The 23,486-nt window shown below is 66.0% G+C and carries 27 protein-coding genes; 10 read left to right on the forward strand and 17 right to left on the reverse strand.

Annotation, left to right across the window (positions count from 1 at the left end; translation table 11 throughout):
- Nucleotides 1–11 precede the first annotated feature (11 nt).
- A complete protein-coding gene (locus AC1DXS_RS02775) occupies nt 12–905 on the forward strand; it encodes an NAD(P)-dependent oxidoreductase (protein WP_477736052.1) in 894 nt (297 codons plus the stop codon).
- Between the two features lie 13 nt (nt 906–918).
- Here AC1DXS_RS02775 and AC1DXS_RS02780 read toward each other — a convergent pair whose 3' ends face one another.
- Genes AC1DXS_RS02780 through alr form a run of 4 tightly spaced genes read right to left on the reverse strand, consistent with a single transcriptional unit; the run spans nt 919 to nt 3,794 of the window.
- On the reverse strand, nt 919–1,383 hold the full coding sequence (locus AC1DXS_RS02780; RefSeq protein ID WP_477736053.1) for an N-acetyltransferase family protein: 465 nt from the start codon (nt 1,381–1,383) through the stop codon (nt 919–921).
- A gap of 6 nt (nt 1,384–1,389) precedes the next feature.
- A complete protein-coding gene (locus AC1DXS_RS02785) occupies nt 1,390–1,851 on the reverse strand; it encodes an RDD family protein (RefSeq protein WP_477736054.1) in 462 nt (153 codons plus the stop codon).
- Between the two features lie 48 nt (nt 1,852–1,899).
- Entirely contained in the window at nt 1,900–2,703 is an 804-nt protein-coding gene (locus AC1DXS_RS02790) for a hypothetical protein (RefSeq protein ID WP_477736055.1), read from the reverse strand.
- The gene (gene alr, locus AC1DXS_RS02795; RefSeq protein WP_477736056.1) at nt 2,700–3,794 is read right to left on the reverse strand and encodes an alanine racemase; all 1,095 of its coding nucleotides are present in this window, start codon (nt 3,792–3,794) and stop codon (nt 2,700–2,702) included. The genes AC1DXS_RS02790 and alr overlap by 4 nt, the downstream gene beginning before the upstream one ends.
- A gap of 189 nt (nt 3,795–3,983) precedes the next feature.
- On the opposite strand from alr, the gene lplT reads away from it, so the two are divergent.
- The 3 genes from lplT (at nt 3,984) to AC1DXS_RS02810 (ending at nt 6,835) form a co-directional block, all read left to right on the forward strand.
- Nucleotides 3,984–5,264, forward strand: a complete 1,281-nt coding sequence (lplT, locus tag AC1DXS_RS02800) for a lysophospholipid transporter LplT (RefSeq protein WP_477736057.1) — start codon at nt 3,984–3,986, stop codon at nt 5,262–5,264.
- Nucleotides 5,264–6,196: a DMT family transporter gene (locus tag AC1DXS_RS02805; protein WP_477736058.1), complete on the forward strand. Its 933-nt coding sequence runs from the start codon at nt 5,264–5,266 to the stop codon at nt 6,194–6,196. The genes lplT and AC1DXS_RS02805 overlap by 1 nt, the downstream gene beginning before the upstream one ends.
- Before the next feature lie 144 nt (nt 6,197–6,340).
- Entirely contained in the window at nt 6,341–6,835 is a 495-nt protein-coding gene (locus AC1DXS_RS02810) for a glutathione peroxidase (protein ID WP_477736059.1), read from the forward strand.
- Between the two features lie 24 nt (nt 6,836–6,859).
- On the opposite strand, the gene AC1DXS_RS02815 is transcribed toward AC1DXS_RS02810, so the two are convergent.
- The gene (locus AC1DXS_RS02815; protein ID WP_477736060.1) at nt 6,860–7,552 is read right to left on the reverse strand and encodes a helix-turn-helix transcriptional regulator; all 693 of its coding nucleotides are present in this window, start codon (nt 7,550–7,552) and stop codon (nt 6,860–6,862) included.
- A gap of 111 nt (nt 7,553–7,663) precedes the next feature.
- Between AC1DXS_RS02815 and AC1DXS_RS02820 the strand changes: the two genes are divergently transcribed.
- The 4 genes from AC1DXS_RS02820 to AC1DXS_RS02835 are packed head-to-tail and all read left to right on the forward strand — an operon-like array spanning nt 7,664 to nt 9,896.
- Nucleotides 7,664–8,350 (forward strand): penicillin-insensitive murein endopeptidase, encoded by a 687-nt coding sequence (locus tag AC1DXS_RS02820; RefSeq protein ID WP_477736061.1) that lies wholly within the window; start codon nt 7,664–7,666, stop codon nt 8,348–8,350.
- Nucleotides 8,351–8,356: 6 nt separating this feature from the next.
- Nucleotides 8,357–8,707: a hypothetical protein gene (locus AC1DXS_RS02825; protein WP_477736062.1), complete on the forward strand. Its 351-nt coding sequence runs from the start codon at nt 8,357–8,359 to the stop codon at nt 8,705–8,707.
- Between the two features lie 59 nt (nt 8,708–8,766).
- On the forward strand, nt 8,767–9,360 hold the full coding sequence (locus tag AC1DXS_RS02830; protein ID WP_477736063.1) for a helix-turn-helix domain-containing protein: 594 nt from the start codon (nt 8,767–8,769) through the stop codon (nt 9,358–9,360).
- Complete coding sequence (locus AC1DXS_RS02835; protein ID WP_477736064.1) at nt 9,357–9,896, forward strand: N-acetyltransferase family protein; 540 nt, start codon at nt 9,357–9,359, stop codon at nt 9,894–9,896. Before AC1DXS_RS02830 ends, AC1DXS_RS02835 begins: the two co-directional genes overlap by 4 nt.
- Before the next feature lie 65 nt (nt 9,897–9,961).
- On the opposite strand, the gene AC1DXS_RS02840 is transcribed toward AC1DXS_RS02835, so the two are convergent.
- Nucleotides 9,962–10,195, reverse strand: coding sequence for a DUF6356 family protein (locus tag AC1DXS_RS02840; protein ID WP_477736065.1), 234 nt, complete (start codon nt 10,193–10,195; stop codon nt 9,962–9,964).
- A gap of 144 nt (nt 10,196–10,339) precedes the next feature.
- On the opposite strand from AC1DXS_RS02840, the gene AC1DXS_RS02845 reads away from it, so the two are divergent.
- Nucleotides 10,340–10,807, forward strand: coding sequence for an Lrp/AsnC family transcriptional regulator (locus AC1DXS_RS02845; RefSeq protein WP_477736066.1), 468 nt, complete (start codon nt 10,340–10,342; stop codon nt 10,805–10,807).
- Nucleotides 10,808–10,819: 12 nt separating this feature from the next.
- Here the strand turns inward: AC1DXS_RS02845 and AC1DXS_RS02850 are convergent, their stop codons facing one another.
- From AC1DXS_RS02850 to glnK, 8 genes are all read right to left on the reverse strand, one after another.
- Nucleotides 10,820–11,269 carry an EVE domain-containing protein gene (locus tag AC1DXS_RS02850; protein WP_477736067.1) on the reverse strand — a complete coding sequence of 150 codons (450 nt, stop codon included), beginning with the start codon at nt 11,267–11,269 and terminating at the stop codon, nt 10,820–10,822.
- The gene (locus AC1DXS_RS02855) at nt 11,266–11,640 is read right to left on the reverse strand and encodes a VOC family protein (RefSeq protein ID WP_477736068.1); all 375 of its coding nucleotides are present in this window, start codon (nt 11,638–11,640) and stop codon (nt 11,266–11,268) included. Before AC1DXS_RS02855 ends, AC1DXS_RS02850 begins: the two co-directional genes overlap by 4 nt.
- A gap of 228 nt (nt 11,641–11,868) precedes the next feature.
- Complete coding sequence (gene glcF, locus AC1DXS_RS02860) at nt 11,869–13,107, reverse strand: glycolate oxidase subunit GlcF (RefSeq protein ID WP_477736069.1); 1,239 nt, start codon at nt 13,105–13,107, stop codon at nt 11,869–11,871.
- Nucleotides 13,108–13,111: 4 nt separating this feature from the next.
- Complete coding sequence (locus AC1DXS_RS02865) at nt 13,112–13,882, reverse strand: YoaK family protein (protein WP_477736070.1); 771 nt, start codon at nt 13,880–13,882, stop codon at nt 13,112–13,114.
- Between the two features lie 7 nt (nt 13,883–13,889).
- A complete protein-coding gene (glcE, locus tag AC1DXS_RS02870; RefSeq protein WP_477736071.1) occupies nt 13,890–14,984 on the reverse strand; it encodes a glycolate oxidase subunit GlcE in 1,095 nt (364 codons plus the stop codon).
- Between the two features lie 81 nt (nt 14,985–15,065).
- Entirely contained in the window at nt 15,066–15,980 is a 915-nt protein-coding gene (locus AC1DXS_RS02875; protein WP_477736072.1) for an SMP-30/gluconolactonase/LRE family protein, read from the reverse strand.
- Nucleotides 15,981–16,147: 167 nt separating this feature from the next.
- Nucleotides 16,148–17,698, reverse strand: a complete 1,551-nt coding sequence (locus AC1DXS_RS02880) for an ammonium transporter (RefSeq protein WP_477736073.1) — start codon at nt 17,696–17,698, stop codon at nt 16,148–16,150.
- A 39-nt stretch (nt 17,699–17,737) separates the two neighbouring features.
- Nucleotides 17,738–18,076 carry a P-II family nitrogen regulator gene (gene glnK, locus AC1DXS_RS02885; RefSeq protein ID WP_007873831.1) on the reverse strand — a complete coding sequence of 113 codons (339 nt, stop codon included), beginning with the start codon at nt 18,074–18,076 and terminating at the stop codon, nt 17,738–17,740.
- Nucleotides 18,077–18,389: 313 nt separating this feature from the next.
- Here glnK and AC1DXS_RS02890 point away from each other — a divergent pair, with 313 nt between their 5' ends.
- Nucleotides 18,390–19,931: a YifB family Mg chelatase-like AAA ATPase gene (locus tag AC1DXS_RS02890; RefSeq protein WP_477736074.1), complete on the forward strand. Its 1,542-nt coding sequence runs from the start codon at nt 18,390–18,392 to the stop codon at nt 19,929–19,931.
- A gap of 12 nt (nt 19,932–19,943) precedes the next feature.
- On the opposite strand, the gene AC1DXS_RS02895 is transcribed toward AC1DXS_RS02890, so the two are convergent.
- The 3 genes from AC1DXS_RS02895 to AC1DXS_RS02905 form a co-directional block, all read right to left on the reverse strand.
- Complete coding sequence (locus AC1DXS_RS02895; protein ID WP_477736075.1) at nt 19,944–21,272, reverse strand: HdeD family acid-resistance protein; 1,329 nt, start codon at nt 21,270–21,272, stop codon at nt 19,944–19,946.
- Nucleotides 21,273–21,330: 58 nt separating this feature from the next.
- Nucleotides 21,331–22,548, reverse strand: a complete 1,218-nt coding sequence (locus tag AC1DXS_RS02900) for a M23 family metallopeptidase (protein ID WP_477736076.1) — start codon at nt 22,546–22,548, stop codon at nt 21,331–21,333.
- Nucleotides 22,549–22,654: 106 nt separating this feature from the next.
- Complete coding sequence (locus AC1DXS_RS02905; protein ID WP_477736077.1) at nt 22,655–23,464, reverse strand: glycine zipper 2TM domain-containing protein; 810 nt, start codon at nt 23,462–23,464, stop codon at nt 22,655–22,657.
- Nucleotides 23,465–23,486: the final 22 nt, after the last annotated feature.

Below are 23,486 nucleotides of genomic sequence, written 5' to 3' on the forward strand. Positions count from 1 at the left end.
CAGGAGACAGCATGAAACACATTGGCGTCATAGGCGCATCGGGCATGATGGGCCACGGCATCGCGCGCAACCTGCTGGCCAAAGGCTTCACCCTCAGCCTGACCGTGCATCGCAACAGGGAGCGCGTCGCCGACCTGCTGGCCGCGGGCGCCAAACAGGCGTTCGGCCCGGCCGAACTCGGCACCTGCGACGCCGTCGTGATTTGCGTGACCGGCTCGCCCCAGGTAGAAGAAACCTTGCTGGGCCCCAACGGCGTGCTGTCCAAGGCCAGGTCCGGCCTGGTCGTGATCGACACTTCGACCAGCGAGCCCGAGTCCACCCGCCGCCTGGCCGCTTTGTGCGCGCAGCACGGCGCCACCCTGGTGGACGCGCCGCTGGCGCGCACGCCGGTGGAGGCCGAGCTCGGCAAGCTCAACACCATGGTGGGCGCCGAACAGGCGGTGTTCGACAGGATCCGCCCGGTGCTGGCGGCTTACTGCGAAAACATCTTCCACGTGGGCGGCCCCAGCGCCGGCCATGTGGTCAAGCTGCTCAACAACTTCGTTGCCCAGGCCATCTGCACGGCCACCGCCGAAGCCTTCGCCGTGGGCGCGCTGGCCGGCATTGAGCCGCAAAAACTGGTCGACGTGGTGTCAGCCGGCGCGGTGAACTCGGGCCTGTTCCAGGCCATGGCCAAGACCCTGGGCGGCGATTTTGCCGGCCTCAAGTTCGAGCTCGACAACGCGCGCAAGGACTTGCGTTACTACACCCACCTGGCCGAGATGGTCAAGGTGCCGTCTATGGTCGGCGAGGCCGTGCACCAGAGCCTGGTGACCGCCAGCGCGCTGGGCTACGGCAAGGAGTTTGTTCCGGCGCTCGTGAAGGCGCAGGAAAAGCTGACCGGCGCAAAAATCACGCCGCAGTAAAGAGCACAGCCCGCTACAAGGCCTTGGCGTAAACCACAAAGCCGGATTTGTCGGCCACCTGGTCATACAGCCGCATGGCCGTGGTGTTGGTTTCGTGGGTTTGCCAGTACACCCGGTCGCAGCCCGCCGCTTTGGCTTGTTCGTAGACGGCCTCGATCAAGGCCTTGCCCACACCGCGGCCGCGCACCGATTCGGCGGTGAACAAATCCTGCAGGTAGCAAACCGGAACGATGCGCGTCGTGCTGCGGTGATACAGGTAGTGCGTGAGCCCCACGAGTTCGCCATCCCCGGATTCGGCGACCAGCGCGTGCACCGGCTCATAAGAATCGAAGAAACGCGACCAGGTCATGGCGGTGATCTCGTCCGCCAGCGCGGTCGGGCCGGAGCGGCCATAAAAGCGGTTGTAGCCGGCCCACAGCGGAAGCCAGGCGGCGAAGTCCGATTTGCGGATGGGGCGGGTCGTGATGGCAACAGTCATGGATGATCAGGCATTGAATTCCACGGGCCGGGTGGTTCCGGATTTTTTGCGCACTACTACCGTGCCGGCCATCTTGTCGTGCCAGCCCTGCTTGCGCGAATCAAAAGCCACCCAGAAGATGCCCAGGCCCAGCGGGATGCTGGAAACAAAGTAGCCGAGGTAACGGATCAGCAGCTGACCGGTGCTCGGGTTGTTGCCTGTGTCGGCGTCAACTATGCGCGCGGCAATCGCCATTTTTCCGGGCGTTGCCTGCCGCGCCATCCAGAAGGCCAGCACCGCGATCGCGGGCAGCACCCAGGAGATCAGGAAATCCAGCGGGCCGTGGACGAAATCCGTGCCCTCCCAGTAGGCGTCGCCGTAAATTGCCGTGAGCAGCGGGTACACCACGATGCCGAGCAGCAGGGTGTCGATGATGGACACCAGGACGCGAATCCAGAAACCCGCGTATTCCAGTTCTTCCGATGCCATGACACCTCCCCTTGATTGAAAAAAGGATGAAAGAATTGCCCGCCCCTCTCAGCGCCGGCCCTGGTGGCTGATCAGCTTGATTGCCTGCGGTAGCGAGTTGGCCGTGGGAATGAAGTGGTCTATCGCAGCGCCCAGCAATACGCCGCACACCAGCGCACCCAACATGGGCTTCCAGGTCAGGCGCACGGCGGCCGAAATCCAGCCCTCCCGCACCACGCGCACCGCCGCGCGGGCCGAGACATAAGAAAAAGCCAGTTCGATGGCGACCGTCAGCAAAACTTCCCAGCCGAAGAAGAGCAGCAGCAAAGCCCCGGCGCCGAAAAACACAGCCGCGCCGATCAGAAAGATCGCCACGACCGGGATGACCACCACGGCGCCGTCGTCCGCACCACCTAAGACGTCCACTGCACCACTGGCCATGTCACCCAGTGCGCTGCCCGCGTCGGACGCACCGCCAAAATCGCCGCTCGCACCGCCACCGCCGAAATCACCGCCCTGCCCGGAATGGATCGTCGGCAGCCTCACGCCCGAAGGCAGATTACCGGGGAGATCGCCCAGGTCCAGCCCGCTGCCATCCGGCACGCCCGGCCCGTCGCGGCGAACCAGGATGGCGGCCCAGCCGCGCAAAACCAACAGGTAGGCGAGGTAGCCGGCGCCCAGGGTGACGAGGTAGCGCAGCGCCAGCGAGTCCACGCCCATCACCATCTGCAGGTGGGACACCGCCCACATCATCCCCAGGGTCAGGAAGCCGATGCAGACGCCGTGCAGCCGGAGGCTGTGGCGCTGGCGCAGCTCGCGCTCCAGCCGGCCCTCGAGCACGCGGACCGAGCGCCAGTTGGAGAGGTTTTTCATTCGACCTGCACGGGCACGCGCTGCGCAAGCGCGCACATCAGCTCATAGCCCACGGTGCCGCCGGCCTGCGCCACTTCGTCAATCGGCAACTGCGCGCCGCTGGCCGAGCGGCCCCACAGGGTGACTTCGCTGCCCATGCCTGCGCCGGGCACGGGCGTGAGGTCTACCGTGATCATGTCCATGCTGACGCGGCCCACCATGCGGGCGCGCACGCCGTTCACCAGCACGGGGGTGCCGGTGCTGCAGTGACGCGGATAGCCGTCGGCATAACCGCAGGCGACGATGCCTATGCGCAGCGGGCCGTCGGCGGTGAAGCTGGAACCATAACCCACGGTGTCGCCGGCCTTGAGCTCCTGCACGCCGATGATTTTGGATGCGAGCGTCATGGTGGGCTGCAGGCCCCATCCGGCTGCCGTGTGCTCGGGAAAGTCGGGCGCGCTGCCATAGACCAGGATGCCGGGCCGCACCCAGTCCGAGCGCCCGGCCAGCGTGTCGCCATGGCGCAGCGTGGCGGCGCTGTTGCTCAGCGTGCGCTCGCCGGGCAGGTCGTGCGTGACGGCGTCGAAGGCCTGCAGCGCCGCGCTGATGCCCTTGGGACCGTCGGCATCGGAGAAGTGCGTCATCAGCGTGATTTCCTCAACCTGCGGCAGTGCATTGAGGCGCGTCCAGGCGGCGCGGTAGCGCTCGGGCGGAAAGCCCAGGCGGTTCATGCCCGAGTTCATCTTGAGGAACACGCGGTGCGGCAGCTGCGTCTTGTGGGCGGCCAGCATGTCGATCTGCTCATTGCAGTGAATTGAGTGCCACAGGCCCAGGCGCGAGCACAGCTCCAGGTCGCGCGCGTCAAAACAGCCCTCCAGCAGCAGGATGGGGCCGCGCCAGTCGAGCGCGCGCAGGCGCTGCGCCTCGGCCAGGTCCAGCAGCGCGAAACCGTCGGCGCTGCGCAGGGCGTCGAAGACACGCTCAATGCCGTGGCCGTAGGCGTTGGCCTTGACGACGGCCCAGACTTTCGCGTCGGGCGCGGCGGCGCGTGCGCGGGCGAGGTTGTGTGAGAGCGCGGCAGTGTGGATGGTGGCAAGAATGGGGCGTGGCATGGCGCGGAGAAAGTGTTGGTGTGGGGGCAGAGGGCTCAGCGGCCCCGTCCGGCCGTGAACGGCTTACAGGGTCTTTCTGGATTCTGACACCGCCCCCCATGCTATAAACCGGAATCGTCTGGAGACATTCACCCATATCTTGCAGCATCAGATCGGCTGATGCAGTGCCGCAATGACCACAACAGTTTAATGAAGCGCGGTTTTTACACCATCATGGCGGCCCAGTTTTTCAGCTCGCTGGCTGATAACGCGCTGTTTGTGGCCGCCGTCGAGCTCCTCAAGACCAGCGGCGCGCCCAAGTGGCAGCCGGCGGCGCTGGTGCCCATGTTTGCCTTGTTTTACGTCGTGCTCGCGCCTTTTGTGGGCGCTTTCGCCGATGCGCGGCCCAAGGGCAATGTCATGTTCGTGAGCAATGCGATCAAGGTGGTCGGCTGCCTCATGATGCTGTTCGGCTCGCACCCGCTGCTGGCCTATGCCATCGTCGGGCTGGGCGCAGCCGCTTATTCGCCCGCCAAGTACGGCATCCTCACCGAGCTGCTGCCGGCCTCGCAACTCGTGAAGGCCAACGGCTGGATCGAGGGGTTGACGATTTCCTCCATCATCCTTGGCGTGCTGCTGGGCGGCCAGCTGGTTGGCCACACAGTGTCCACCCTGCTGCTGTCGTTCGACTTCCCGGTTTTCGACACCGGCATCGACACGGCCCCCGAAGCGGCCATCGCCGTGCTGATCCTTCTTTACGTCATCGCGGCCTGGTTCAACACGCGCATCCCCGACACCGGCGTCGAGATGCGGCCCATGCCGCGCAACAAGCTGGAGCTGCTGCCCGATTTCTGGAACTGCAATTCGGCGCTGTGGCGCGACAAGCTGGGCCAGATATCGCTGGCCACCACCACTCTGTTCTGGGGCGTTTCCGGCAACCTGCGCTACATCGTGCTGGCCTGGAGCGCCGCGGCCCTGGGCTACAGCACCTCGCAAGCTTCCTCGCTGGTCGGCGTGGTGGCCATAGGCACTGCCGTCGGCGCCGTGCTGGCCTCCATGCGCATGCGCCTGGACCAGGCCACCAGCGTGATGCCGCTGGGCATCGCCATGGGCGTGCTGGTCGTGCTGATGAATTTCATCGGCAGCGTCTGGGTGGCCGCGCCCTTCCTGATCCTGCTGGGCGGCCTGGGCGGCTTCCTGGTCGTGCCCATGAACGCGCTGCTGCAGCACCGCGGCCACAACCTCATGGGCGCGGGCCGCTCCATCGCGGTGCAGAACTTCAACGAGCAGGCCTGCATCCTGAGCCTGGGCGCTTTCTACAGCCTGTCCACCGGCATGGGCCTGTCGGCCTTCGGCGCGATCACCGCCTTCGGCGTGGTGGTGGCCGGCTTCATGTGGCTGATCCAGCGCTGGCACAAAAGCAACCTTGTCAAACACAAGGAGCAGGTCGACCACCTGCTGGCCATCGCCCGCAGCGATAAATCGCACTGATGCGGCCTGGCGAGAAGGCAACAGGGGCCGGGGGATTTCCGGCCGCACCGGCAGCCGCCGCGGCTTTGGTCCTCAACGCCTTTATCTGGGGCTGTTCCTGGTGGCCGTTCCGCCAGTTGCAGGGCCACGGCCTGCACCCCTTGTGGGCCACTGCCCTCGTCTACCTGATTGTCGTGACCGGCCTCACCGTGGTCAGGCCCCAAGCCTGGCGCGGCTTTTTTGCGCACCCCGAACTGTGGTTCCTGGCGGCCGCCTCGGGCCTGACCAACGTCGGCTTCAACTGGGCCGTGACCGTCGGCGACGTGGTGCGCGTGGTGCTGCTGTTCTACCTGATGCCCGCATGGGCCGTGCTGGTGGCCTGGGTCATGCTGGGCGAACGGCCGACGGCCGCTTCACTGCTGCGCCTGCTTCTGGCCATGGCCGGCGTGCTGATTGTGCTGAAGTCGCCGGACTCGCCCTGGCCCCTGCCCCAGGGCTGGGCCGACTGGCTGGCCATCATGGGCGGTTTCAGCTTCGCCGTCACCAACGCCGTGCTGCGCAAATACCGGCACACGCCCAGCGAGTCCCGCATGCTCGCCATGTTCGGCGGCAGCGGGCTGATGGCGACCGGCGCGGCCCTGGCCGGCATGTCGCAGATGCTGGTGCCCGGGCCCGCGCTGGCGGCCGCGGGCATCCCGATGGTGCTGGCGCTCAGCCTGGCCTTCATGGCCAGCAATGCCGGCCTGCAGTATGGCGCCGCGCGCCTGCCCGGCAGCACGACCTCCATTGTCATGCTCACTGAAATCCTGTTCGCCAGCCTGTCGGCGGCTTTGCTCGGCGCGGCGGACATCACGCCACGCATCCTGCTGGGCGGCGGCCTGATTGTGCTGGCCGCCGTGCTGGCAGCCACCGCGCCATCCGCTTCGGGGCCGGAAGGCGCAAAATCGCATTGAAGTCATAGAGCCCCCATGCCTTTCGCTGCGCGAGCCTACGGCGATGCGCTGCCCCTTGCACAAGAAGAGGGGTCTAATTTCACTTGGGGCGGCCTGGCGGGAAATTGCATCATGTTTCAATAGCGGTTCACACAGGAGGCAACGATGAGCGCAGAAAAAACGGTTTACGAGTTCCAGGCCAAGGACATCACCGGCAAGGACATTTCCCTGGACGGGTTCAAGGGCAAGGTCATGCTGATCGTCAACACCGCCAGCAAGTGCGGCTTCACGCCGCAGTTCGGCGGCCTTGAAGAGCTGCACAAGCAGTACGCGGGCAAAGGCCTGGCGGTGCTGGGCTTTCCCAGCAACCAGTTTCTATCGCAGGACCCCGGCAACGACGACGAGATTGCCCAGTTCTGCCAGGTTAACTACGGTGTGAGTTTCCCCATGATGTCGAAGATCGATGTCAACGGGCCAAGCGCGCACCCGCTCTACCAATGGCTGTCGGCCGAAGCACCCGGCATGCTCGGCATCAAGGCGATCAAGTGGAATTTCACCAAGTTCCTGGTCGGCAAGGACGGCAAGGTGATCCGGCGCTACGCCCCCACCGACAAGCCGGCCGACCTGGCCAAGGATATTGAGGCAGCCCTCGCAGCCTGAGGTCGAGGCACTCCGGGCAGTGCCTCAGGGAGGTTTGGGGCCGGCTTTGACGGCCCGCAAATAATCCGCGAGCGTGCGGCCTGCCTCATGCCCCACACGCTCATCCAGCACCTCGATCCCAGCCATGCGGTCCACCCGAAAGCTGCGAAAGTCCTGCCGGGCTTCACACCAGGCGCCCAGCGTCCAGACGCTGCCCCAGTAAAAACAACCCAGCGGCCAGAGCACGCGCCGGCTTTCACTGCCGGATGCGTCGCGGTAACGCACCTTCACCTTGCAACGCGCATGCACCGCCTCGCGCAGCCGCTGCAGGCTGCGCTGCGTCGCCTCATCGGGATTGATCACCACCGCATACAGCGGCACACCTTCGGCCGCCGTACGTGCCGTGGGCGGCAGCACCGAAAAGATCTTGCTCCAGGCCGCTTCCGCGTCACCCGCCATGGCCGGGTCCAGCCAGGCCTGGGCCAGCCGTACCGAAGCGGCCAGCGCATTGGCCTCCTTTTGCGTGAACATCAAGGGCGGCAAATCAAAACCCGCGCCCAGCCGGTAACCCACACCGGCCTCGCCCTCAATCGGCACGCCCTGGTGCTGCAGGTCGGCCACGTCGCGGTAAATCGTGCGCTCGGACACCTCGAGCCGCTTGGCCAGGAACTCGGCCGTGCTCAGGCGGCGGCCGCGGATCAGCTGTACGAGGTGGAAGAGGCGGTCGGCGCGGCGCATGGTGGTAGATGATAGGGGAGCATGATCAAGGAACCTGCAGCGCAGTTGCCCAGCCGGGCCGCCTCCCTTCTGGCTGCCTGGCTATAGTGAAAGGTACTGGAATCGATACCGATGAAAAAGTTTGCTTCACTGATCGCCGCAGTCCTTGTGGGCCTGTCGGCCCAAGTTCTTGCCGCCGACAGTCAGTGCTTCGGCACGGTCAGCCAAGGACGTATCGAGGGCAGCGTCAAGCTGCCCGTCAGCGGCCCCAACTTCTCGGCCTACAGCAGCCTGGCCGCCACCGCAGGCCGCACGCATGTGCATGCCAAGGTCGCGGACATCATCACCGCCTCTTATGCGGCACTCCATGGTTCCAACCCCTCCACCACTTATGTCTATGGCGAGACCGGCTGGCCCTCGGGCGGGCGCTTCCGGCCGCACCGCACACACCAGAACGGTCTGTCGGTTGATTTTTTTGTGCCGGTCCGCGATGCGCAAGGAAAGTCCGTGCCTCTTCCGACCGGCATTGGCAATCGCCTGGGCTACGACATCGAGTTCAATGCCGACGCTCGGTATGGCGAATACAGCATCGACTTCCCCGCCATTGCCGAGCACCTGTACCAGTTGCACCTGGCCGCGAAGGCGCGCGGGGTCGGCATTGCGCTGGTCATCTTTGATGCGCCCTTCCTGCCCAAGTTGTTTGCCACGCCACGCGGCGCCTACCTGAAGGAAAACCTGAACTTCATGAAAGGCAAACCCTGGGTTCGCCATGACGAGCACTACCACGTGGATTTCGCCGTCGCGTGCAAGCCCGTCTGAATTTCCATGGCCTACAGCTACTTCTTTTTCGAACCCACACGGCTGCCTCTGGCCTGCGATGAGTTGAGCGAGGCCACGGTGCGTCCACTGGTCGACGCCGACGCGGTGCGGACTGCACTCTCGCGCATGCTTCCCGCCATTAGCTGGGACGAGGACGAGCAGACCGGCCGAATGCAGGCCGACGAAGGCTGGGTCGAATTCCAGTTGCCTGCCTCCGAAGGCACCTTGAGCATGCGCTGCTCGCTGCGCGCCGACTATTCGGCTTTGGTGCAACGCCTGTGCGACCAGTCGGGCTGGCTGGCTTTCGACGAGCGGCCTCAGTGCTTCCAGCCTGGGCGGCCTCCGATGCCGGCCTAGCCTTCAAAAAAACTGGGGATTGGACAGCACATCCAATATGATGGAAAATAAATTCCATCATGACAGAACTTTCCTCCGGCCTCAACCAGCGCATCGCCGAACGTGTAAGCGAACTGCGCGCCGCCAAAGGCTTGTCGCTGGAGGCGCTGGCCGCCAAAAGCGGCGTGAGCCGCTCCATGATTTCGCTGATCGAGCGCGGCGAGAGCAGCCCCACCGCCGTGGTGCTGGAAAGGCTGGCCACCGGCCTGGGTGTGATGCTGGCTTCGCTGTTTGACGCGCCCGCTGCGCAGGCGCCCGCCAGCCCCATCAGCCCTGTTGCGCGCCATGCCGACCAGGTTCAATGGCAGGACCCGGCCTCGGGCTATTTGCGGCGCAATATCTCGCCGCCCGGCGTGCCGCAGCCCATGCAGATTGTCGAAGTCCATTTCCCGCCGGGTGGGCGCGTGGCCTTTGAGACCGGCGCACGCGATGCGCGTGTGCACCAGCAGGTGTGGGTGCTCCAGGGCGCCATCGACATCACCGTAGGCAACACGCGCCACGCGCTGCGCGAAGGCGACTGCCTGGCCATGCAGCTGGACCAGCCCACGATGTTCCACAACCCCACGCGGAAACCCGCACGCTATGCGGTGGTGATCGCCACTGAACGCCCATGAATACGACAACCAACATCGCCGCCTGGTCGCTGCGGCGCCTGCATGACGTCAATGAGGCCCAGGTTGCCGGACTCGTCGATGTACTGGTCGACTGCGTGGAAGGCGATGCCTCGGTGAGTTTTATGCATCCGCTTTCACGCGACCGCGCAGAGGGCTTCTGGCGCGGCGTGGCCGACGGCGTGGCGACGGGCGAACGCGCGCTGCTGGTGGCCGAGGATGGCCAAGGCATTTGCGGCACGGTGCAGCTGGTGCTGGCCCAGCCCGAGAACCAGCCGCACCGCGCCGACCTGGCCAAGATGCTGGTGCACCGCCGCTGCCGCCGCCAGGGCCTGGGTGAGGCCTTGATGCGCGCCGCCGAAAGCATGGCGCGCGACTGCGGCAAGACCTTGCTGGTGCTGGACACCGTGACCGGCGACAACGGCGAGCGCCTGTACCAGCGCCTGGGCTGGCAGCGCGTCGGCGTGATTCCCGGCTATGCGCTGCTGCCGCGCGGCGGGCTGGTGGGCACGACGGTGTTTTACCGCGAGCTGGCCTGAGGGGCTGCCGCGGCTAACTGTTGCTGCGTTGGGGCAGGCGCAAGATCTGCGCTGTACGCACGCCGCTATTTCCGGGCTTCCTGGTGACGCGCCCGATTGACGACCATGCGCTCATGCAGGCGGGTGATGATGCTGCTTCCCGTCTTGACGAAAAAGAAGGGGAAAAGGCCGTGGATAAACGCAGCGATGGCGGCCGACAGCAGCGGGACGGCAAATGAAAAGGAAGCGGACATGTGCTCGAAATAACTCTCCCCGACGGAGTCGGGGTGATCCTTGAAGAGATGAAGAATTTTTTCCATGGCCGTATCCGTGTGTCTTCGGGTTTGCAGTACCCGCGTGATCAATATCTGCCAGGAATCATAGKCCCGCAGGCCGGAAAATAACTTGCAAATGCAACCAGAAATCTCCTCATAATTAGAATTATTTTCTAATAATTTGGCTGTATGGACAAAAAAGACGTTCGAATTCTGGACTTACTGCAACAGGACGCTTCGATGGGGCTCAACGAGCTGGCGCAGGAAGTCGGCCTTTCACCAACCCCCTGCTGGCGGCGAATCCAGAAGCTGCGCGACGAAGGCGTGATCAAACAGCAGGTCACCTTGTGCGACCCGGTCAAGCTCAACCTGGGCCTGACCGCTTTTGTGAGCATCCGCGCAAGCCTGCACAACGATGCCTGGACCCAGCGTTTCATCAAAGGCATCGTTGCGATCCGCGAGGTGGTGGAGGTCCACCGGATGACTGGAGACATCGACTACCTGCTCAAGGTGGTGGTACCCGACATTGCCGGTTACGACAGCGTGTACAAGCGCCTGATCAAGGTCGCCGAACTGCAGGACGTGAGTTCAGGCTTTGTGATGGAGGTGGTCAAGCACACCACCGCCCTCCCCACGGATTACGCGCTTCAGGCTTGAGGGCCGGACGCCCTAAAAGCCCAGCATCGCGCCATCAGCCCGCATGGCCTGCGCGATCAGCCGCATGTCGTGATCGCTGATGTCGAACAGGCCGAAACGGAATTTATAGCCCCAGCGCTGGCGGTCTTCCACAAACTCGAAATCGTCGAGTAGCGGCAGTATGGACGCTTCCTGCGCGGCCACATAGGCCACGTCGCGGCGAAAGGGCATAAAACCGCCGCCCATGTCGAAGGCGTAAGGCTCGCCGGCCCGCACCAGGCCTATGGACACAAAACGCTGGAGTTTGTTCTTGCCGCCCATGGTCAGCGCAGGCGAGTAGTAAACCACACGGTCGCCGGCCGACATGCGCTTGAGCGGCGCGCTTTTGCCGTGGCAGACCTGCATGTAGCCGGTGTCAGGCGTCGCGCACCCGCGCCGGGCATGCTCGGCGCTGGCGACGGCTATCCAGTTCCTGCGCTTCATGCGAGGGCGTGCAGGCCGACGCGGTTGCCGTCCAGGTCGGTGATGTGGGCGAAAAATCCCAGGCCCGGCGGCAATGCCTGGCGCGGCAGCGCAACCTTGCCGCCGGCCTTGACGGCACGGGCCAGCGCGGCGTCCAGCGAGGGCGAGGCGTCCAGGTAGACCAGCGTGCCGCCCGATGCCGGCGCCGGCGCGGTAGGACCGGCCAACAGGGCGCCGCCCACACCCTCCTCGCGCTCATAGGGAAACACCGCACCTTCGGACGGGCCCATGGGCTCGCGGCGCATCTTGCATTCGAGCACGGCTTCGTAAAAGGCCTGGGCTTTGTCCAGTTGGGTGCTGGGGATTTCAAACCAGGTGACGGCGTTTTTCATGGGAGGCTCCTTGTGTGTTGAAGAAGCCTTGATGATGCTGGGGGGCTACTGACAACGTGATGTCAGGAGGATGTTGGCCCCCACGCTTCCCGCTTCGCGAGCCTGTGGCGTTGCGCTGCCCCTTTCCTCACATAACGGGGCGCTGCGCCTGCGGCCTGGCCCTTCGACAGGCTCAGGACAGGCCAAGGCCAGTTCCGCGGCCCCGGCTGGTTTGATGTTTAGCTCAATTCAGGACATCAACGCAGCATCCAGCACTTCCACCCAATGCCGCACCGGCGTCGCCGTGCCGCTTTGCAGGTGCGTGATGCAGCCGATATTGGCCGAGATGATGGTGTCGGGTGCCGAGGCCTGCAAATTGCCGAGCTTGCGGTCGCGCAGCTGGTAGGCGATGTCGGGGTTGAGCACCGAGTAGGTGCCGGCCGAGCCGCAGCACAGGTGGGATTCGGAGGCGGCCAGTGTTACCGTGAACCCTAGGGCGCCCATCAGCGTCTCCACCCCGCCGCGCAGCTGCTGGCCGTGCTGCAGGGTGCAGGGCGGATGGAACACCAGCGCGCCGGCCTGGGCCTTGACCTTGCCCTGCAGTTCACCGACCAGCTCGGGCATGAACTCGCTGAGGTCGCGCGTGAGTTCGCTGATGCGTGCGGCCTTGGCCGCATAGGCCGGGTCGTCCTTGAGCAGGTGGCCGTAGTCCTTGACGGTGACGCCGCAGCCCGAGGCGTTCATGACGATGGCTTCCACACCACCACCGCCCTCGCCCGCCGCCACATGCGGCCACCAGGCGTCGATGTTGCGCCGCATTTCGGCCTTGCCACCTTCGTGGTCGTTGAGGTGAAACTTCACGGCGCCACAGCAGCCGGCCTTGGGCGCCAGCACGGTTTCTATGCCGGCCGCATCCAGCACGCGCGCGGTCGCGGCATTGATGTTGGGCATCATGGCCGGCTGCACGCAGCCTTCGAGCATCAGCATCTTGCGCGCATGCGCGCGCTGCGGCCAGGCGCCGGCGTCCCGCTTTTTCGGTACCTTGTTTTGCAGGGCCGCAGGCAGCAGGCCGCGCAGGGCCTGGCCGGCCTTCATGGCGGGGGCAAATAGCGGCGACGGCAAACCTTCCTTGAGCGCCCAACGCAAGGCCTTCTCACCGGCCGGGCGCGGCACGCGCTCGTCGACCAGCTTGCGGCCTATGTCGACCAGGTGGCCATACTCCACGCCGCTGGGGCACGTGGATTCGCAGTTGCGGCAGGTCAGGCAGCGGTCCAGGTGCAGCTGGGTCTTGCGCGTGGGCGCCTCGCCTTCCAGCACCTGCTTGATCAGGTAGATGCGGCCGCGCGGGCCGTCCAGCTCATCGCCCAGCAGCTGGTAGGTCGGGCAGGTCGCGGTGCAGAAGCCGCAATGCACACATTTGCGCAGGATGGCTTCGGCTTCGAGGCCGTCGGCGCTGTCCTTGAATTCGGGGGAAAGATGGGTTTGCATAAAGTCAGGGCGCCTCTTTCAGTGCCAGTGCCCTGCGGCGGCGCACACGCCGGAAGTCCGCATACAGGGGCGGCAGGGACAGCACCAGCAGCATGAGCGCCAGCGGCACGACCCAGATAAAGCCGATGTACTTGAAGCCGGCCGCGCCTACCACGCCACCAGCGATGAACATCGCCAGCAAGGTGCCGAACAGCCGCAGCTTGATGCGATTGGCGCGCACGCGCGATTCGAGCGGGCTGGCTGTGCGGTTCCAGTAAAACATTTTGCCGAGCTCTATGCCCAGGTCGGTGATCACGCCGGTCATGTGGGTGGTGCGAATCTGCGATGACGAGATTTTGCTGACCAGCGCGTTCTGCAGGCCCATGGTGAAGGCCAGCACCAGCACGGTCAGCGGCACGGCGAAAGGGGTCTGGCGGTTCAGCGTCGCGCCCAGCAGACCGAACAGCAGCATCAGCACAGCCTCCAGCAGCAGGGGCAGCGCGTATTCGCTGCGCAGGTGGTGCTGGCGCGCCCAGTTCACCAGCACGGCGGTCACGGCGGCGCCGGCGGTAAAGGCCAGCAGCGCCCCGACGGCGCCCAACACCAGCGTCATATTGCCCAGGACCATGTTGTCGGCCAGCAGCGAGGCGAAGCCCGTCATGTGCGAGGTGTACATGCCGACCACCAGAAAACCGCCGGCATTGATGGCGCCGGCGTTAAAGGCCAGCAAGCCGCCCAGCAGGCGGTTTATATAGGGCGTGCGGTGCTGCCCGGTCAGGTGGCGAAGGCGTCGCATGGCTTGCTTACCAATCCGCGTACATGCGGCCCGGATTGAACACGCCGGCCGGGTCGAACTGCTTTTTGAGTTCGCGGTGTATGCGGTCCAGCGGCGGCTTGAGTGCGGAGAACACCGGCACGGATTTGCCGGCTGAGCGGAACAACGTGGCATGGCCATTGGCCTGGGCCGCCGCTTCGCGCAGCAACGCCGCATCGCCATCGGGCCGCTTGAGCCAGCGCTGGGCGCCGCCCCACTCCACCAGCGTCTCGCCTAGGTTAAGCGGCGGCGCCGTGTCGGGCAGGCTGAGCCGCCATAACGACTCATCGCCTCGCAAGGCAAAGAAGGGCTGGGCCTGCTCGCGCAGCGCAGTCCAATGGCGGGCTGCGTCGCTGTCCAAAGCTTCTCCGCCCATGGATTTTTGCGCGGCGGCGACAGCGGCTTTCGCCCCGCGCAGCCGCACCCACAAGCGGCCTTCCCGCCAGCAGGAGGCATTGACAGGCAAAGGCATGGCGCCCCAGCGGCTGAGCTGTTGCAGGGCGGCGGCTTCGTCGAGCTCAAACACCAGTGTGGCCTCTTGCGGCGCGACCGGCAGGACTTTGAGCGAGACCTCCAGCAGCACGCCCAACGTGCCCAACGAGCCGGCCATCAGGCGCGAGACGTCGTAGCCGGCCACATTCTTCATGACCTGGCCGCCGAAGACCAGGCGCTCGCCCTTGCCGTTGAGCAGCACCACGCCCAGCATGTAGTCGCGCACGGCGCCCACGCTGGCGCGTGCCGGGCCGCTCAGCCCGCTGGCGACCATGCCGCCCACGGTGGCCTGCGCGCCCGAGGCACCGAAATGCGGTGGCTCAAAGGGCAGGCATTGGCCTTGCGCGGCCAGCAACGCTTCGAGTTCGGCCAGCGGGGTGCCGGCACGCGCGGTGACCACCAGTTCGCTGGGCTCATAACTCGTGATGCCGCTGTGCGGCCGGATGTCGAGGATGTTGCCCGCCAGGGCCTGGCCGTAAAAGTCCTTGCTGCCGCCTCCGCGCAAGCGCAGCGGCGTGCGCGCGGAGGCTGCGGCGCGCACTTGCTCAGCCAGCGCGGCGCTGATATCGGTGTCTGGGGTCATTGCCGCCATGGTAAGCGGCGGGCACCGGTGGCGGTTTGATTTTTTTGAACGCGGCCTGTTCGATTTTTTCGGGGGGCCGCGCCGGCCGCATCAGTCCTGGAAGAAGTTCACCGGCAAACCGGGTACTTCGACCTGCATGGAAAACACGCAGCCCGAGTCGGGATAGTCCTGCAATTCCTGCGCGGGCCGGTTGTAGCGCGCGGTCGTCAGGTACAGGGTTTTGAGGTCGTCGCCGCCAAAGCAGGGCATGGTGGGGCAGCGCGCCGGCACGGCAAACTCGGCCAGCAGCGCCCCGCCAGGTGAGAGCTTGAGCATGCGCCCGCCTTCAAACATGGCGACGTAGTAGTTGCCTTCGCTATCCACCGCCGCGCCGTCGGGCCGGCCGCCGTAGCCGGCCATGCCGGGCTGCCAGCCTTCGGGCTTGCCGGGCCACTGGGCGAACACGCGGGGCTCGCTCATGGTGTTGCTTTCGCCGTCCCAGTTCCAGGCGCGGATGATGTGGCGCGGCGTGTCGGACCAGTAAACCGTGGCGGCATCGGGCGACCAGGCCAGGCCGTTGGCGATGATGGCATCGCCCGCCTTGCGCTCGACCACAGGGGCGCGGCCGCCGCGGCAATCCAGCGAAAACAGCTCGGCCGTGGACTTGTCGCGCGGCTCGTACATGGTGCCGGCCCAGAAGCGCCCCAGTGGGTCGGCCTTGCCGTCGTTAAAGCGTGTGGTCGCCGTGTCGTGGTCGGCCCGCATGAGCTGGCGCAATTCACCGCCCCACTCTTTCGCGCGGTAAATGCCGTCGCGCAGCGCGACCACCAGGCCCCCGCTGCGCGCTGGCGCGATGCTGCCGGGCTCCGAAGGCATGGCCCAGCTCTGGACCGTGCCCATGAAGACATTGCAGCGGTGCAGCTGCCGGCCGGGGATGTCTATCCAGTACAGCAGCTGCTCGTCGGGATGCCAGAACGGCGATTCGCCGAGGCCGCTGGGCGGTGCAGCAAGGGTTTGCCAGGTCATGACGGTGCCTTCATATCAACAGGGACAGGGTGTGAGTGAACAGCCGCCACTTTAACGCGCAAAAAAAACAGCCCACCGGTTTGCACCGGCGGGCTGAACATCCAAAGGAGACTCTCAGTAAATTCTTGATGGGACAGGGCCGCCCTGGGGCAGCCCAGCCCGCCGCATCAGCGGTTGTAAGCAGTTTCGCCGTGGGACGTGATGTCCAGGCCTTCGCGCTCGTCTTCTTCGCTGACACGCAGGCCGATGGTCAGGTCCACCACCTTGTAGGCGATGAAGGAAACCACGCCGGACCAGACGATGGTGATCAGCACGGCCTTGGCCTGGATCCAGACCTGGCCGGCAATGGTGTATGCGTCAGGCGTCACGGCCGTGGCGGTCACCCAGTCACCCACGAAGCTTGGGCCACCCAGTGCGGGCGAGTTGAAGACGCCGGTGAGCAATGCGCCCAGGATACCGCCCACGCCGTGCACGCCGAACACGTCCAGCGAGTCGTCGGCACCCAGCAGTTTCTTCAGGCCGTTCACACCCCAGAGGCAGGCGAAGCCGGCAACCAGGCCGATGACCAGGCCGCCGCCGATGCCGACGTTGCCGGCTGCGGGGGTGATGGCCACCAGGCCGGCGACGGCGCCGGAGGCGGCACCCAGCATCGAAGCCTTGCCGCGCATCAGCGCTTCACCGACGCACCAGGCCAGCACGGCGGCAGCGGTGGCGCCCAGCGTGTTGATAAAGGCCAGGGCGGCGAAGCCGTTGGCTTCCAGGGCGGAGCCGGCGTTGAAGCCGAACCAGCCCACCCACAGCAGTGCGGAGCCGACCATGGTCAGGGTCAGGCTGTGAGGCGCCATGGCTTCCTTGCCGTAGCCGATGCGCTTGCCGATGCAGAAGGCGCCGACCAGGCCGGCGACAGCGGCGTTGATGTGCACCACGGTACCGCCCGCGAAGTCCAGGGCGCCCATCTGCCAGATGTAGCCGCCCTTGCCGTTCATCGCGTCGACCACTTCCTTGCCGGTGTAGGCGTCAGGGCCCATCCAGAACCAGACCATGTGGGCGATAGGCGCATAGCTGAAGGTGAACCAGATGGCCATGAACAGCAGCACGGCGGAGAACTTGATGCGTTCGGCGAAGGCGCCGACGATCAGCGCGCAGGTAATGCCGGCGAAGGTGGCCTGGAAGGCGGCGAACACGATCTCGGGGATCACGACACCCTTGCTGAAGGTCGCGCCATTGGCGAAGGTGCCCGCGACGTTGTCCCAGATGCCCTTCATGAAGAGCCGGTCGAAGCCGCCGAAGAAGGCATTGCCCTCGGTAAACGCCAGGCTGTAGCCGTAGATGAACCACAGCACGACGATCATCGAGAAGGTGACCATGACCTGCATCAACACGGACAGCATGTTCTTGCTGCGGACCAGGCCGCCGTAGAACAGTGCCAGGCCGGGCACGGTCATCATGATGACCAGCAGCGTGGAGACCATCATCCAGGCGGTGTCACCCTTGTTGGGAACCGGTGCGGGGGCTGCCGACGCGGCGGCTGCAGGTGCGGAAGCGGCGGCGGCCGGGGCAGCCGCGGAGGCTGCGGGCGCGGCGGCCGAAGCAGCCGCTTCAGCCGGTTTGGCTTCTGACGCCGAAGCGGCGGGCGCGGCGGCCGGGGCCTGCGCCATGACGGCGCCGGTCGTCAACAGACTCAATCCCAATACCAGGGAAGCAAGTAGTTTTTTCATGTCGATGTTCTCTTTATATGGCTGTTAGATAGAGGCGCCTTACAGCGCTTCCTTGCCCGTTTCACCGGTCCGGATGCGTACAACCTGCTCGAGGTTGTAAACAAAAACCTTGCCGTCGCCGATCTTGCCGGTGCGGGCGGCGCCCTCAACCGCCTCGATCACGCGGTCCACCAGGTCATCGGAAACAGCCGCTTCGATCTTCACTTTGGGCAGGAAGTCGACGACATATTCCGCGCCGCGGTACAGCTCGGTGTGCCCTTTCTGGCGGCCGAAGCCCTTGACTTCAGTGACGGTGATGCCTTGCACGCCAATGCCGGACAGCGCTTCCCGCACTTCGTCCAGCTTGAACGGTTTGATGATGGCCGTTACGAGTTTCATGTTCAGGTTCCTCAAGGATGAATAAAGAAGCGGCCCCTCGGTGCACCGCTCCAGTTGCTCTACGGGTTCTTGTGAACGCTGGGGTCAGCGCTCCGGTTCTCGGACTTCGACGATTGCGGGAAAAGGGCCCCATTGCTGGATCCCACGGAGTGTTCGTAGCACGTAACGTGCCAAAGAGCCCTCCCTTGTCGGGGGCAAGTCCGCCGGTTTCCCGCTTGCCGCGTTGAACCCTGGGATCCATAAAAACACGATAAGCACCATATTGGGGCGTTCATCACGCACAACTTTGGAGCATCACCAGGGAGTTGATTTCATGAGCTTGTCTTTAGTGCACAGCCGCGCCTTGTTGGGGCTGGAGGCGCGGCCTGTCTGCGTCGAAGTGCATCTGGCCAACGGCCTGCCCAGTTTCACGCTGGTGGGCCTGGCCGAAACCGAGGTGAAGGAGGCGCGCGAACGCGTGCGCTCCGCCATCCAGAACACCGGGCTGGAGTTCCCGGCCAATAAAAGAATCACCGTCAACCTCGCGCCGGCCGACCTGCCCAAGGATTCCGGCCGTTTCGACCTGCCGATCGCCCTGGGCATCCTGGCCGCCAGCGGCCAGGTCGATGCCCGCAAGCTGGAAGGCTATGAATTCGCCGGCGAACTCTCCCTGGGCGGTGATCTGCGGCCGGTGCGCGGCGCGCTGGCCATGAGCCTGGCGCTGGCCCGCCCCGGGGCCGGCGCCGCAAAGCTTCCCAAATTGGTGCTGCCCGAGGCCAGCGCCCAGGAGGCAGCACTGGTCCCCGGCGCGGAGATATTCCGGGCTGTGCACCTGCTCGACGTGGTCAGGCAGTTCCTGCCGGGAGACACCCCGGCCGAAGCGCTCGATGGCTGGTCGCGGGTGGAGCCGGCGGCGCCGCCCGCGCAATCGGCCTACCCGGACCTGGCCGACGTGAAAGGCCAGGCTGCGGCGAGACGAGCGCTGGAAATCGCGGCCGCCGGGGGCCACAGCGTGCTGATGATGGGCGCGCCCGGCTCCGGCAAATCCATGCTGGCGCAGCGCTTTGCCGGTTTGCTGCCGGCGATGACCACCGAGGAGGCGCTGGAAAGCGCGGCGGTGGCCTCGCTGGGCGGGCGCTTTTCGCTCGATAAATGGGCGGTGCGCCCGACCTGTGCGCCGCACCATACCGCCAGTGCCGTGGCCCTGGTGGGCGGCGGTTCGCCGCCGCGGCCCGGCGAAATCTCGCTGGCGCATCAGGGCGTGCTGTTCCTCGATGAGTTGCCCGAATTCCCGCGCGCGGCACTGGAGGCCCTGCGCGAGCCGCTGGAGTCCGGCAGCATCACCATCTCGCGGGCCGCGCAGCGCGCCGAGTTTCCGGCCCGCTTCCAGCTGGTCGCGGCCATGAACCCCTGCCCCTGCGGCTACCTCGGCTCCAGCCTGCGGGCCTGCCGCTGCTCGCCGGAGCAGGTATCGCGCTACCAGGGCAAGCTCAGCGGCCCGCTGCTGGACCGCATCGACCTGCATGTGGAGGTCGGCGCACTGGCGGCCGAGGAACTGGTGAACGCGCCGCCCGGCGAGGCCACGTCGGACATCCGCCAGCGCGTCGTCGCGGCGCGTGATCGCGCCATGGCCCGGCAAGGCAGCACCAACCAGGCGCTGGCAGGCCAGGCCATAGACGCGCAATGCCAGCTCGATGATGCGGGCGCGAAGTTCCTCAACACCGCCGCCGCCCGCCTGGGCTGGTCGGGGCGCAGCATCCACCGCTGCCTGAAAGTGGCCAGGACGATTGCGGACCTGGCCGGCGCGCGGGCGGTGCAGGCAACCCATGTGGCGGAAGCGGTGCAGTACCGCCGGGCGCTGAAGGCCGCCCAGTGAGGGCCTGACGCTTCAGTCCACGCGCAGCCTGCGCGCTTTGCGCGCCTTCCACCAGCGCGAAAGGTGCACCTTCAGGTCATGGCGCGGGTGGGTGATGCGCCGGACCGCGCTCACGTAATCGAGCGCCAGCCCCGGCGTCCAGGCCATGGCTTCGGCGCGCACGCGGGCGCTGCCGGCCATCCAGACATCGGGGTGCAAGGCCAGCCGCAGCAGCGTGCGCCAAAACGGCCTGTCCGCGAAAACACCTTCCATGGCCGCGTCCACGGCCTGCGTCACCACGACTGAGCAGTTGCGGCTGGTGAGGTTGTAGGTGTCGTCCTGGCGATACACGTCCCAGAATGCCTGGAGGTATCTGCGGTTGTAAACACGGAAATGGAGCTTGTGCGTGGAAGGCCGGGTCGCAGCGGCTTCTTCGGCATAGGCGGGCAGCCACATTCCGGGATGGTCGTTGCCGGAAGTGGCGCGCAGGTGATCCACCAGGTTGGCCTGGGTAATGGACAGGCGGATACGCGGGTGATGGCTGATGTACAGGCCGTCTTCGCACTCAAGCGCCACGTGGCCTGTCGACACACGGCCCTTCTTTGTCATGGAGGCGATGTAGCGCTCGATCAAGGGAAGGCGTATGCGGTCCTTGTCGTCGTCCACCGCATCGACGGCCGTCCAGACGTGCACGATCATGTGGCCGGCGGCGGCGTTCGCGGCGAGCATCTCGGCCGTAGCCGGCGCCGCATCGGGTTGCAGCACCCGGGTACCGCTGTAAAGCTCGACGGCTGCCAGGCGGCAGCCGCGCGGCAACCGCCTGAGCCGCCAGGCGCCGCGCATCAGGATGTAGCCGCCCACGGCCAGCGCCAGGCCCGTGCACAGCGACACGTTCATGCTTGAGGGCACCGGCCAGTCGGTCAGCAGCAGCAGCGCCATGACCAGGTAGGCCCAGCCTATCAGGTTGGATTTGCGCCAGCTCGGGTAACGGATCAGCCAGCTGGAGGCGATGCGGATGAGGCCATTGAAGGTGAACGCCGCGCCGAACAGCACGCCTGCGGCAATCGAGTTGTCCCAGGGAAAATCCAGCACCAGGCAGGCGCATACCACCATGGCGGCGCCGCGCAGCATCTCAAAACGGCGCCGCTCCCGCGCGTGGGTGGCGCCCACCACCAGCTCGACCACGCCTTGCACCAGCAACACAGCGCCCAGCATCCAGGTGGCGACGTCGGCCACGCCGTCCACCAGGTCGACCAGAAGCAGGATGCCGAAGAGGACGGTCAGCACACCCGCTGCCATGAAAATTTTCCAGCGCTTGACCAGCGCATCGCCGCCAAAAAGAATCAACGCAAGTCTGAACATATGTCTTCTGTTGTGCCGCCGCGCGCCGGCGCCCCAAGGCGGCCGGCGGGGCCGGGCCTCACTTCAGGGCGGGGAAATCCACCACGTAGGCATCCATGGGCAGGGCTGCGCGCTGCGGGCCCTGCTGGGGCAGCGGCTGGACAACCACCTTGCCCTGCTCCGTGGCATCGGTGGCCAGCCCCTTGACGACAAAAGCGTCGATCACATAAGGCAGGCCCTGGGACGACAGCGGGCCCATGCCGTCCGACACATGGAAATGCAGGTGCGGCGCGGTGGTGTTGCCCGAGTTGCCCAGCAGCGCCAGCACCTGGCCACGCCTGACGCGGTCGCCGATGCGCACCTTGAGCGAACCGGGCTGCAGGTGGGCGTAAAACGCGTAGTAGCCGCGGCCCAGGTCCAGCACCACGTGGTTGCCGGTGACGTTCTGCATGGTGGTGTCGGGCGGCAAAGCGTTGGGTACGCGCTCGGGCAGGCCGTCGAGCACGGACACCACCTTGGCGTCGGCCACGGCAATGGCTTTTTGCCCGTAGGTGGGCCAGTTTTCGTTCTTGTTGCTGTCGCCGTTGCTTTGCTGCGAGTTCGCGTCCAGCTTGATCCAGTCGATGGCAAAGCGCTGGCTCACATACAGCACGCCGTTGACGGGAATGCCGGCACGCCGATGCGGAACCTCCTTGCAGCAGCCGTTGAAAGCCACCCAGCCCGTGCCCTCCAGCGGCGGGCCTATCAGCGGCGCCGGCCGGGTGCTGAGGGCCACGCTGCCGCCGGTCTGTGTGGTCTGGACGATGCCTTCGCTCGCGGGTTTGACGGCGGCCGTGAGCTTGACCTCCGCGCCGGCCGTCACCACGCGGTGCGACAGCGCTTTCGGCAGGGGCTGGCCGGGCTCCAGCACCACGTCGATCCAGAAGAAGCCGGCCTGGGCCGCGTCCAGGCTGTCGGTGGCGGCGCCGCCCAGCAGGGAAAAAGTGCGGGCGACCTCGGCGCCGGACACGCTGGCCAGCACCTTGCCGGAGCCGGCGTCCAGCACCTCCAGCGACACCAGCCTGGCCGGCACGGCGCGCGCGTTGATCACCTGCAGCTCGTAGTCAATGTGCACGCGGCCGTCGGCGCCTAGAAACGGCACGGGGTGCGAGGCGGCGCTCAGCAGCACGGGGGTGTTCTGGTCCTGCGCACCGGCGAATTCGAGCTGGTCCATGCCGGCCTTGGGCCCGGCAGCCATCGCCTGAAAACTGCCGGCAAACATGAGCGGGGCCAGCAGGAGCATGAAAAAGCGCCGCATGCGATCCTCCTTGTGATGGGCCGGTCATCATAGCGCCAAGGCCCCTGGAGAGCGGACGTAAAAAAGCCCCGCAACAGGGCTGCTGCGGGGCTTTTCTGTGGATGGATCAGCGGCTGTAGTAAGGGGCAGGCTCAGCGGGCTGTGCGGCCACGGGCGCGGGCGGCGGCTTGGGGCCATAGACGGCGCCGTCACCGGTGCGCAGCACATTGCCTTCGACCGTCACGCGGCTGCCCACGCTGGGCGCGCGCGCCACTTCCACGACACGCTGCGAACCATCTTCCATGCGCACACCGACCTGGTAAACGGTTTCCTTGCGCATATGGCCTTCGATCGCGTTACCGGCAAAACCGCCGCCGACTGCGCCCAGGATGGTGGCCGCGGTGCGGCCGCCGCCATGGCCGATCTGGTTGCCGAGTACGGCACCCAGCACGCCACCGGCAACAGCGCCGGCGCCGACACCGGCAGGTTTGGTGGAGCGCTCCACCGGGGTAACCGATTCAACGGCGCCGCACACATGGCAGACGGCTACAACCGGAACCGGTGCAGGCGCAGGGCCGGGAGCGGGGGAAATACCGGCGTAGCTGGGCGCGGGTGCCGGCTTGGGCGTGGGCTTGGCCACCTTCTTGGCGGGAACGGGAGCGGGTTTGGCGGGGGCCGCGGCCGGTTTCTCGGCCAGGTCGTCCGCGGCGCTGGCGCTGCTGCTGGCCGCGGCCAGGGGCGCGGCCGCTTGCGGCGCTGCCTGCGGGGTGGCCAGCGCCACCGGCGGCGTGGCGCTGACCGGGTTGCGCATCTGGTAAATCATGGTGCCGCCCATGGCCAGGACGGCGACGCCCAGAATGCCGACGGCGGCCCACAAGGGCTTGCTGGCCGAGGAGGCCTGCTGGCCGGGCTGGAGGTTTTCAGTGGATGTGTTCATGGCAATTCCCTCAAGTGAGATC

The organism is Polaromonas sp. P3_B1, assembly GCF_056402935.1.

Bases quoted from the DNA above. Each gene is read 5' to 3' on its own strand.
- AC1DXS_RS02895 (WP_477736075.1), bottom strand. From the start codon at position 21,272: ATGTTCAGACTTGCGTTGATTCTTTTTGGCGGCGATGCGCTGGTCAAG.
- AC1DXS_RS02850 (WP_477736067.1), bottom strand. From the start codon at position 11,269: ATGAAGCGCAGGAACTGGATAGCCGTCGCCAGCGCCGAGCATGCCCGG.
- AC1DXS_RS02905 (WP_477736077.1), bottom strand. From the start codon at position 23,464: ATGAACACATCCACTGAAAACCTCCAGCCCGGCCAGCAGGCCTCCTCG.
- AC1DXS_RS02840 (WP_477736065.1), bottom strand. From the start codon at position 10,195: ATGGAAAAAATTCTTCATCTCTTCAAGGATCACCCCGACTCCGTCGGG.
- AC1DXS_RS02900 (WP_477736076.1), bottom strand. From the start codon at position 22,548: ATGCGGCGCTTTTTCATGCTCCTGCTGGCCCCGCTCATGTTTGCCGGC.
- AC1DXS_RS02880 (WP_477736073.1), bottom strand. From the start codon at position 17,698: ATGAAAAAACTACTTGCTTCCCTGGTATTGGGATTGAGTCTGTTGACG.
- glcE (WP_477736071.1), bottom strand. From the start codon at position 14,984: ATGGCGGCAATGACCCCAGACACCGATATCAGCGCCGCGCTGGCTGAG.
- AC1DXS_RS02810 (WP_477736059.1), top strand. From the start codon at position 6,341: ATGAGCGCAGAAAAAACGGTTTACGAGTTCCAGGCCAAGGACATCACC.
- AC1DXS_RS02780 (WP_477736053.1), bottom strand. From the start codon at position 1,383: ATGACTGTTGCCATCACGACCCGCCCCATCCGCAAATCGGACTTCGCC.
- AC1DXS_RS02805 (WP_477736058.1), top strand. From the start codon at position 5,264: ATGCGGCCTGGCGAGAAGGCAACAGGGGCCGGGGGATTTCCGGCCGCA.
- AC1DXS_RS02845 (WP_477736066.1), top strand. From the start codon at position 10,340: ATGGACAAAAAAGACGTTCGAATTCTGGACTTACTGCAACAGGACGCT.
- AC1DXS_RS02825 (WP_477736062.1), top strand. From the start codon at position 8,357: ATGGCCTACAGCTACTTCTTTTTCGAACCCACACGGCTGCCTCTGGCC.
- AC1DXS_RS02890 (WP_477736074.1), top strand. From the start codon at position 18,390: ATGAGCTTGTCTTTAGTGCACAGCCGCGCCTTGTTGGGGCTGGAGGCG.
- AC1DXS_RS02830 (WP_477736063.1), top strand. From the start codon at position 8,767: ATGACAGAACTTTCCTCCGGCCTCAACCAGCGCATCGCCGAACGTGTA.
- AC1DXS_RS02785 (WP_477736054.1), bottom strand. From the start codon at position 1,851: ATGGCATCGGAAGAACTGGAATACGCGGGTTTCTGGATTCGCGTCCTG.
- AC1DXS_RS02855 (WP_477736068.1), bottom strand. From the start codon at position 11,640: ATGAAAAACGCCGTCACCTGGTTTGAAATCCCCAGCACCCAACTGGAC.
- alr (WP_477736056.1), bottom strand. From the start codon at position 3,794: ATGCCACGCCCCATTCTTGCCACCATCCACACTGCCGCGCTCTCACAC.
- glcF (WP_477736069.1), bottom strand. From the start codon at position 13,107: ATGCAAACCCATCTTTCCCCCGAATTCAAGGACAGCGCCGACGGCCTC.
- AC1DXS_RS02820 (WP_477736061.1), top strand. From the start codon at position 7,664: ATGAAAAAGTTTGCTTCACTGATCGCCGCAGTCCTTGTGGGCCTGTCG.
- AC1DXS_RS02875 (WP_477736072.1), bottom strand. From the start codon at position 15,980: ATGACCTGGCAAACCCTTGCTGCACCGCCCAGCGGCCTCGGCGAATCG.
- AC1DXS_RS02790 (WP_477736055.1), bottom strand. From the start codon at position 2,703: ATGAAAAACCTCTCCAACTGGCGCTCGGTCCGCGTGCTCGAGGGCCGG.
- AC1DXS_RS02775 (WP_477736052.1), top strand. From the start codon at position 12: ATGAAACACATTGGCGTCATAGGCGCATCGGGCATGATGGGCCACGGC.
- AC1DXS_RS02835 (WP_477736064.1), top strand. From the start codon at position 9,357: ATGAATACGACAACCAACATCGCCGCCTGGTCGCTGCGGCGCCTGCAT.
- glnK (WP_007873831.1), bottom strand. From the start codon at position 18,076: ATGAAACTCGTAACGGCCATCATCAAACCGTTCAAGCTGGACGAAGTG.
- lplT (WP_477736057.1), top strand. From the start codon at position 3,984: ATGAAGCGCGGTTTTTACACCATCATGGCGGCCCAGTTTTTCAGCTCG.
- AC1DXS_RS02865 (WP_477736070.1), bottom strand. From the start codon at position 13,882: ATGCGACGCCTTCGCCACCTGACCGGGCAGCACCGCACGCCCTATATA.
- AC1DXS_RS02815 (WP_477736060.1), bottom strand. From the start codon at position 7,552: ATGCGCCGCGCCGACCGCCTCTTCCACCTCGTACAGCTGATCCGCGGC.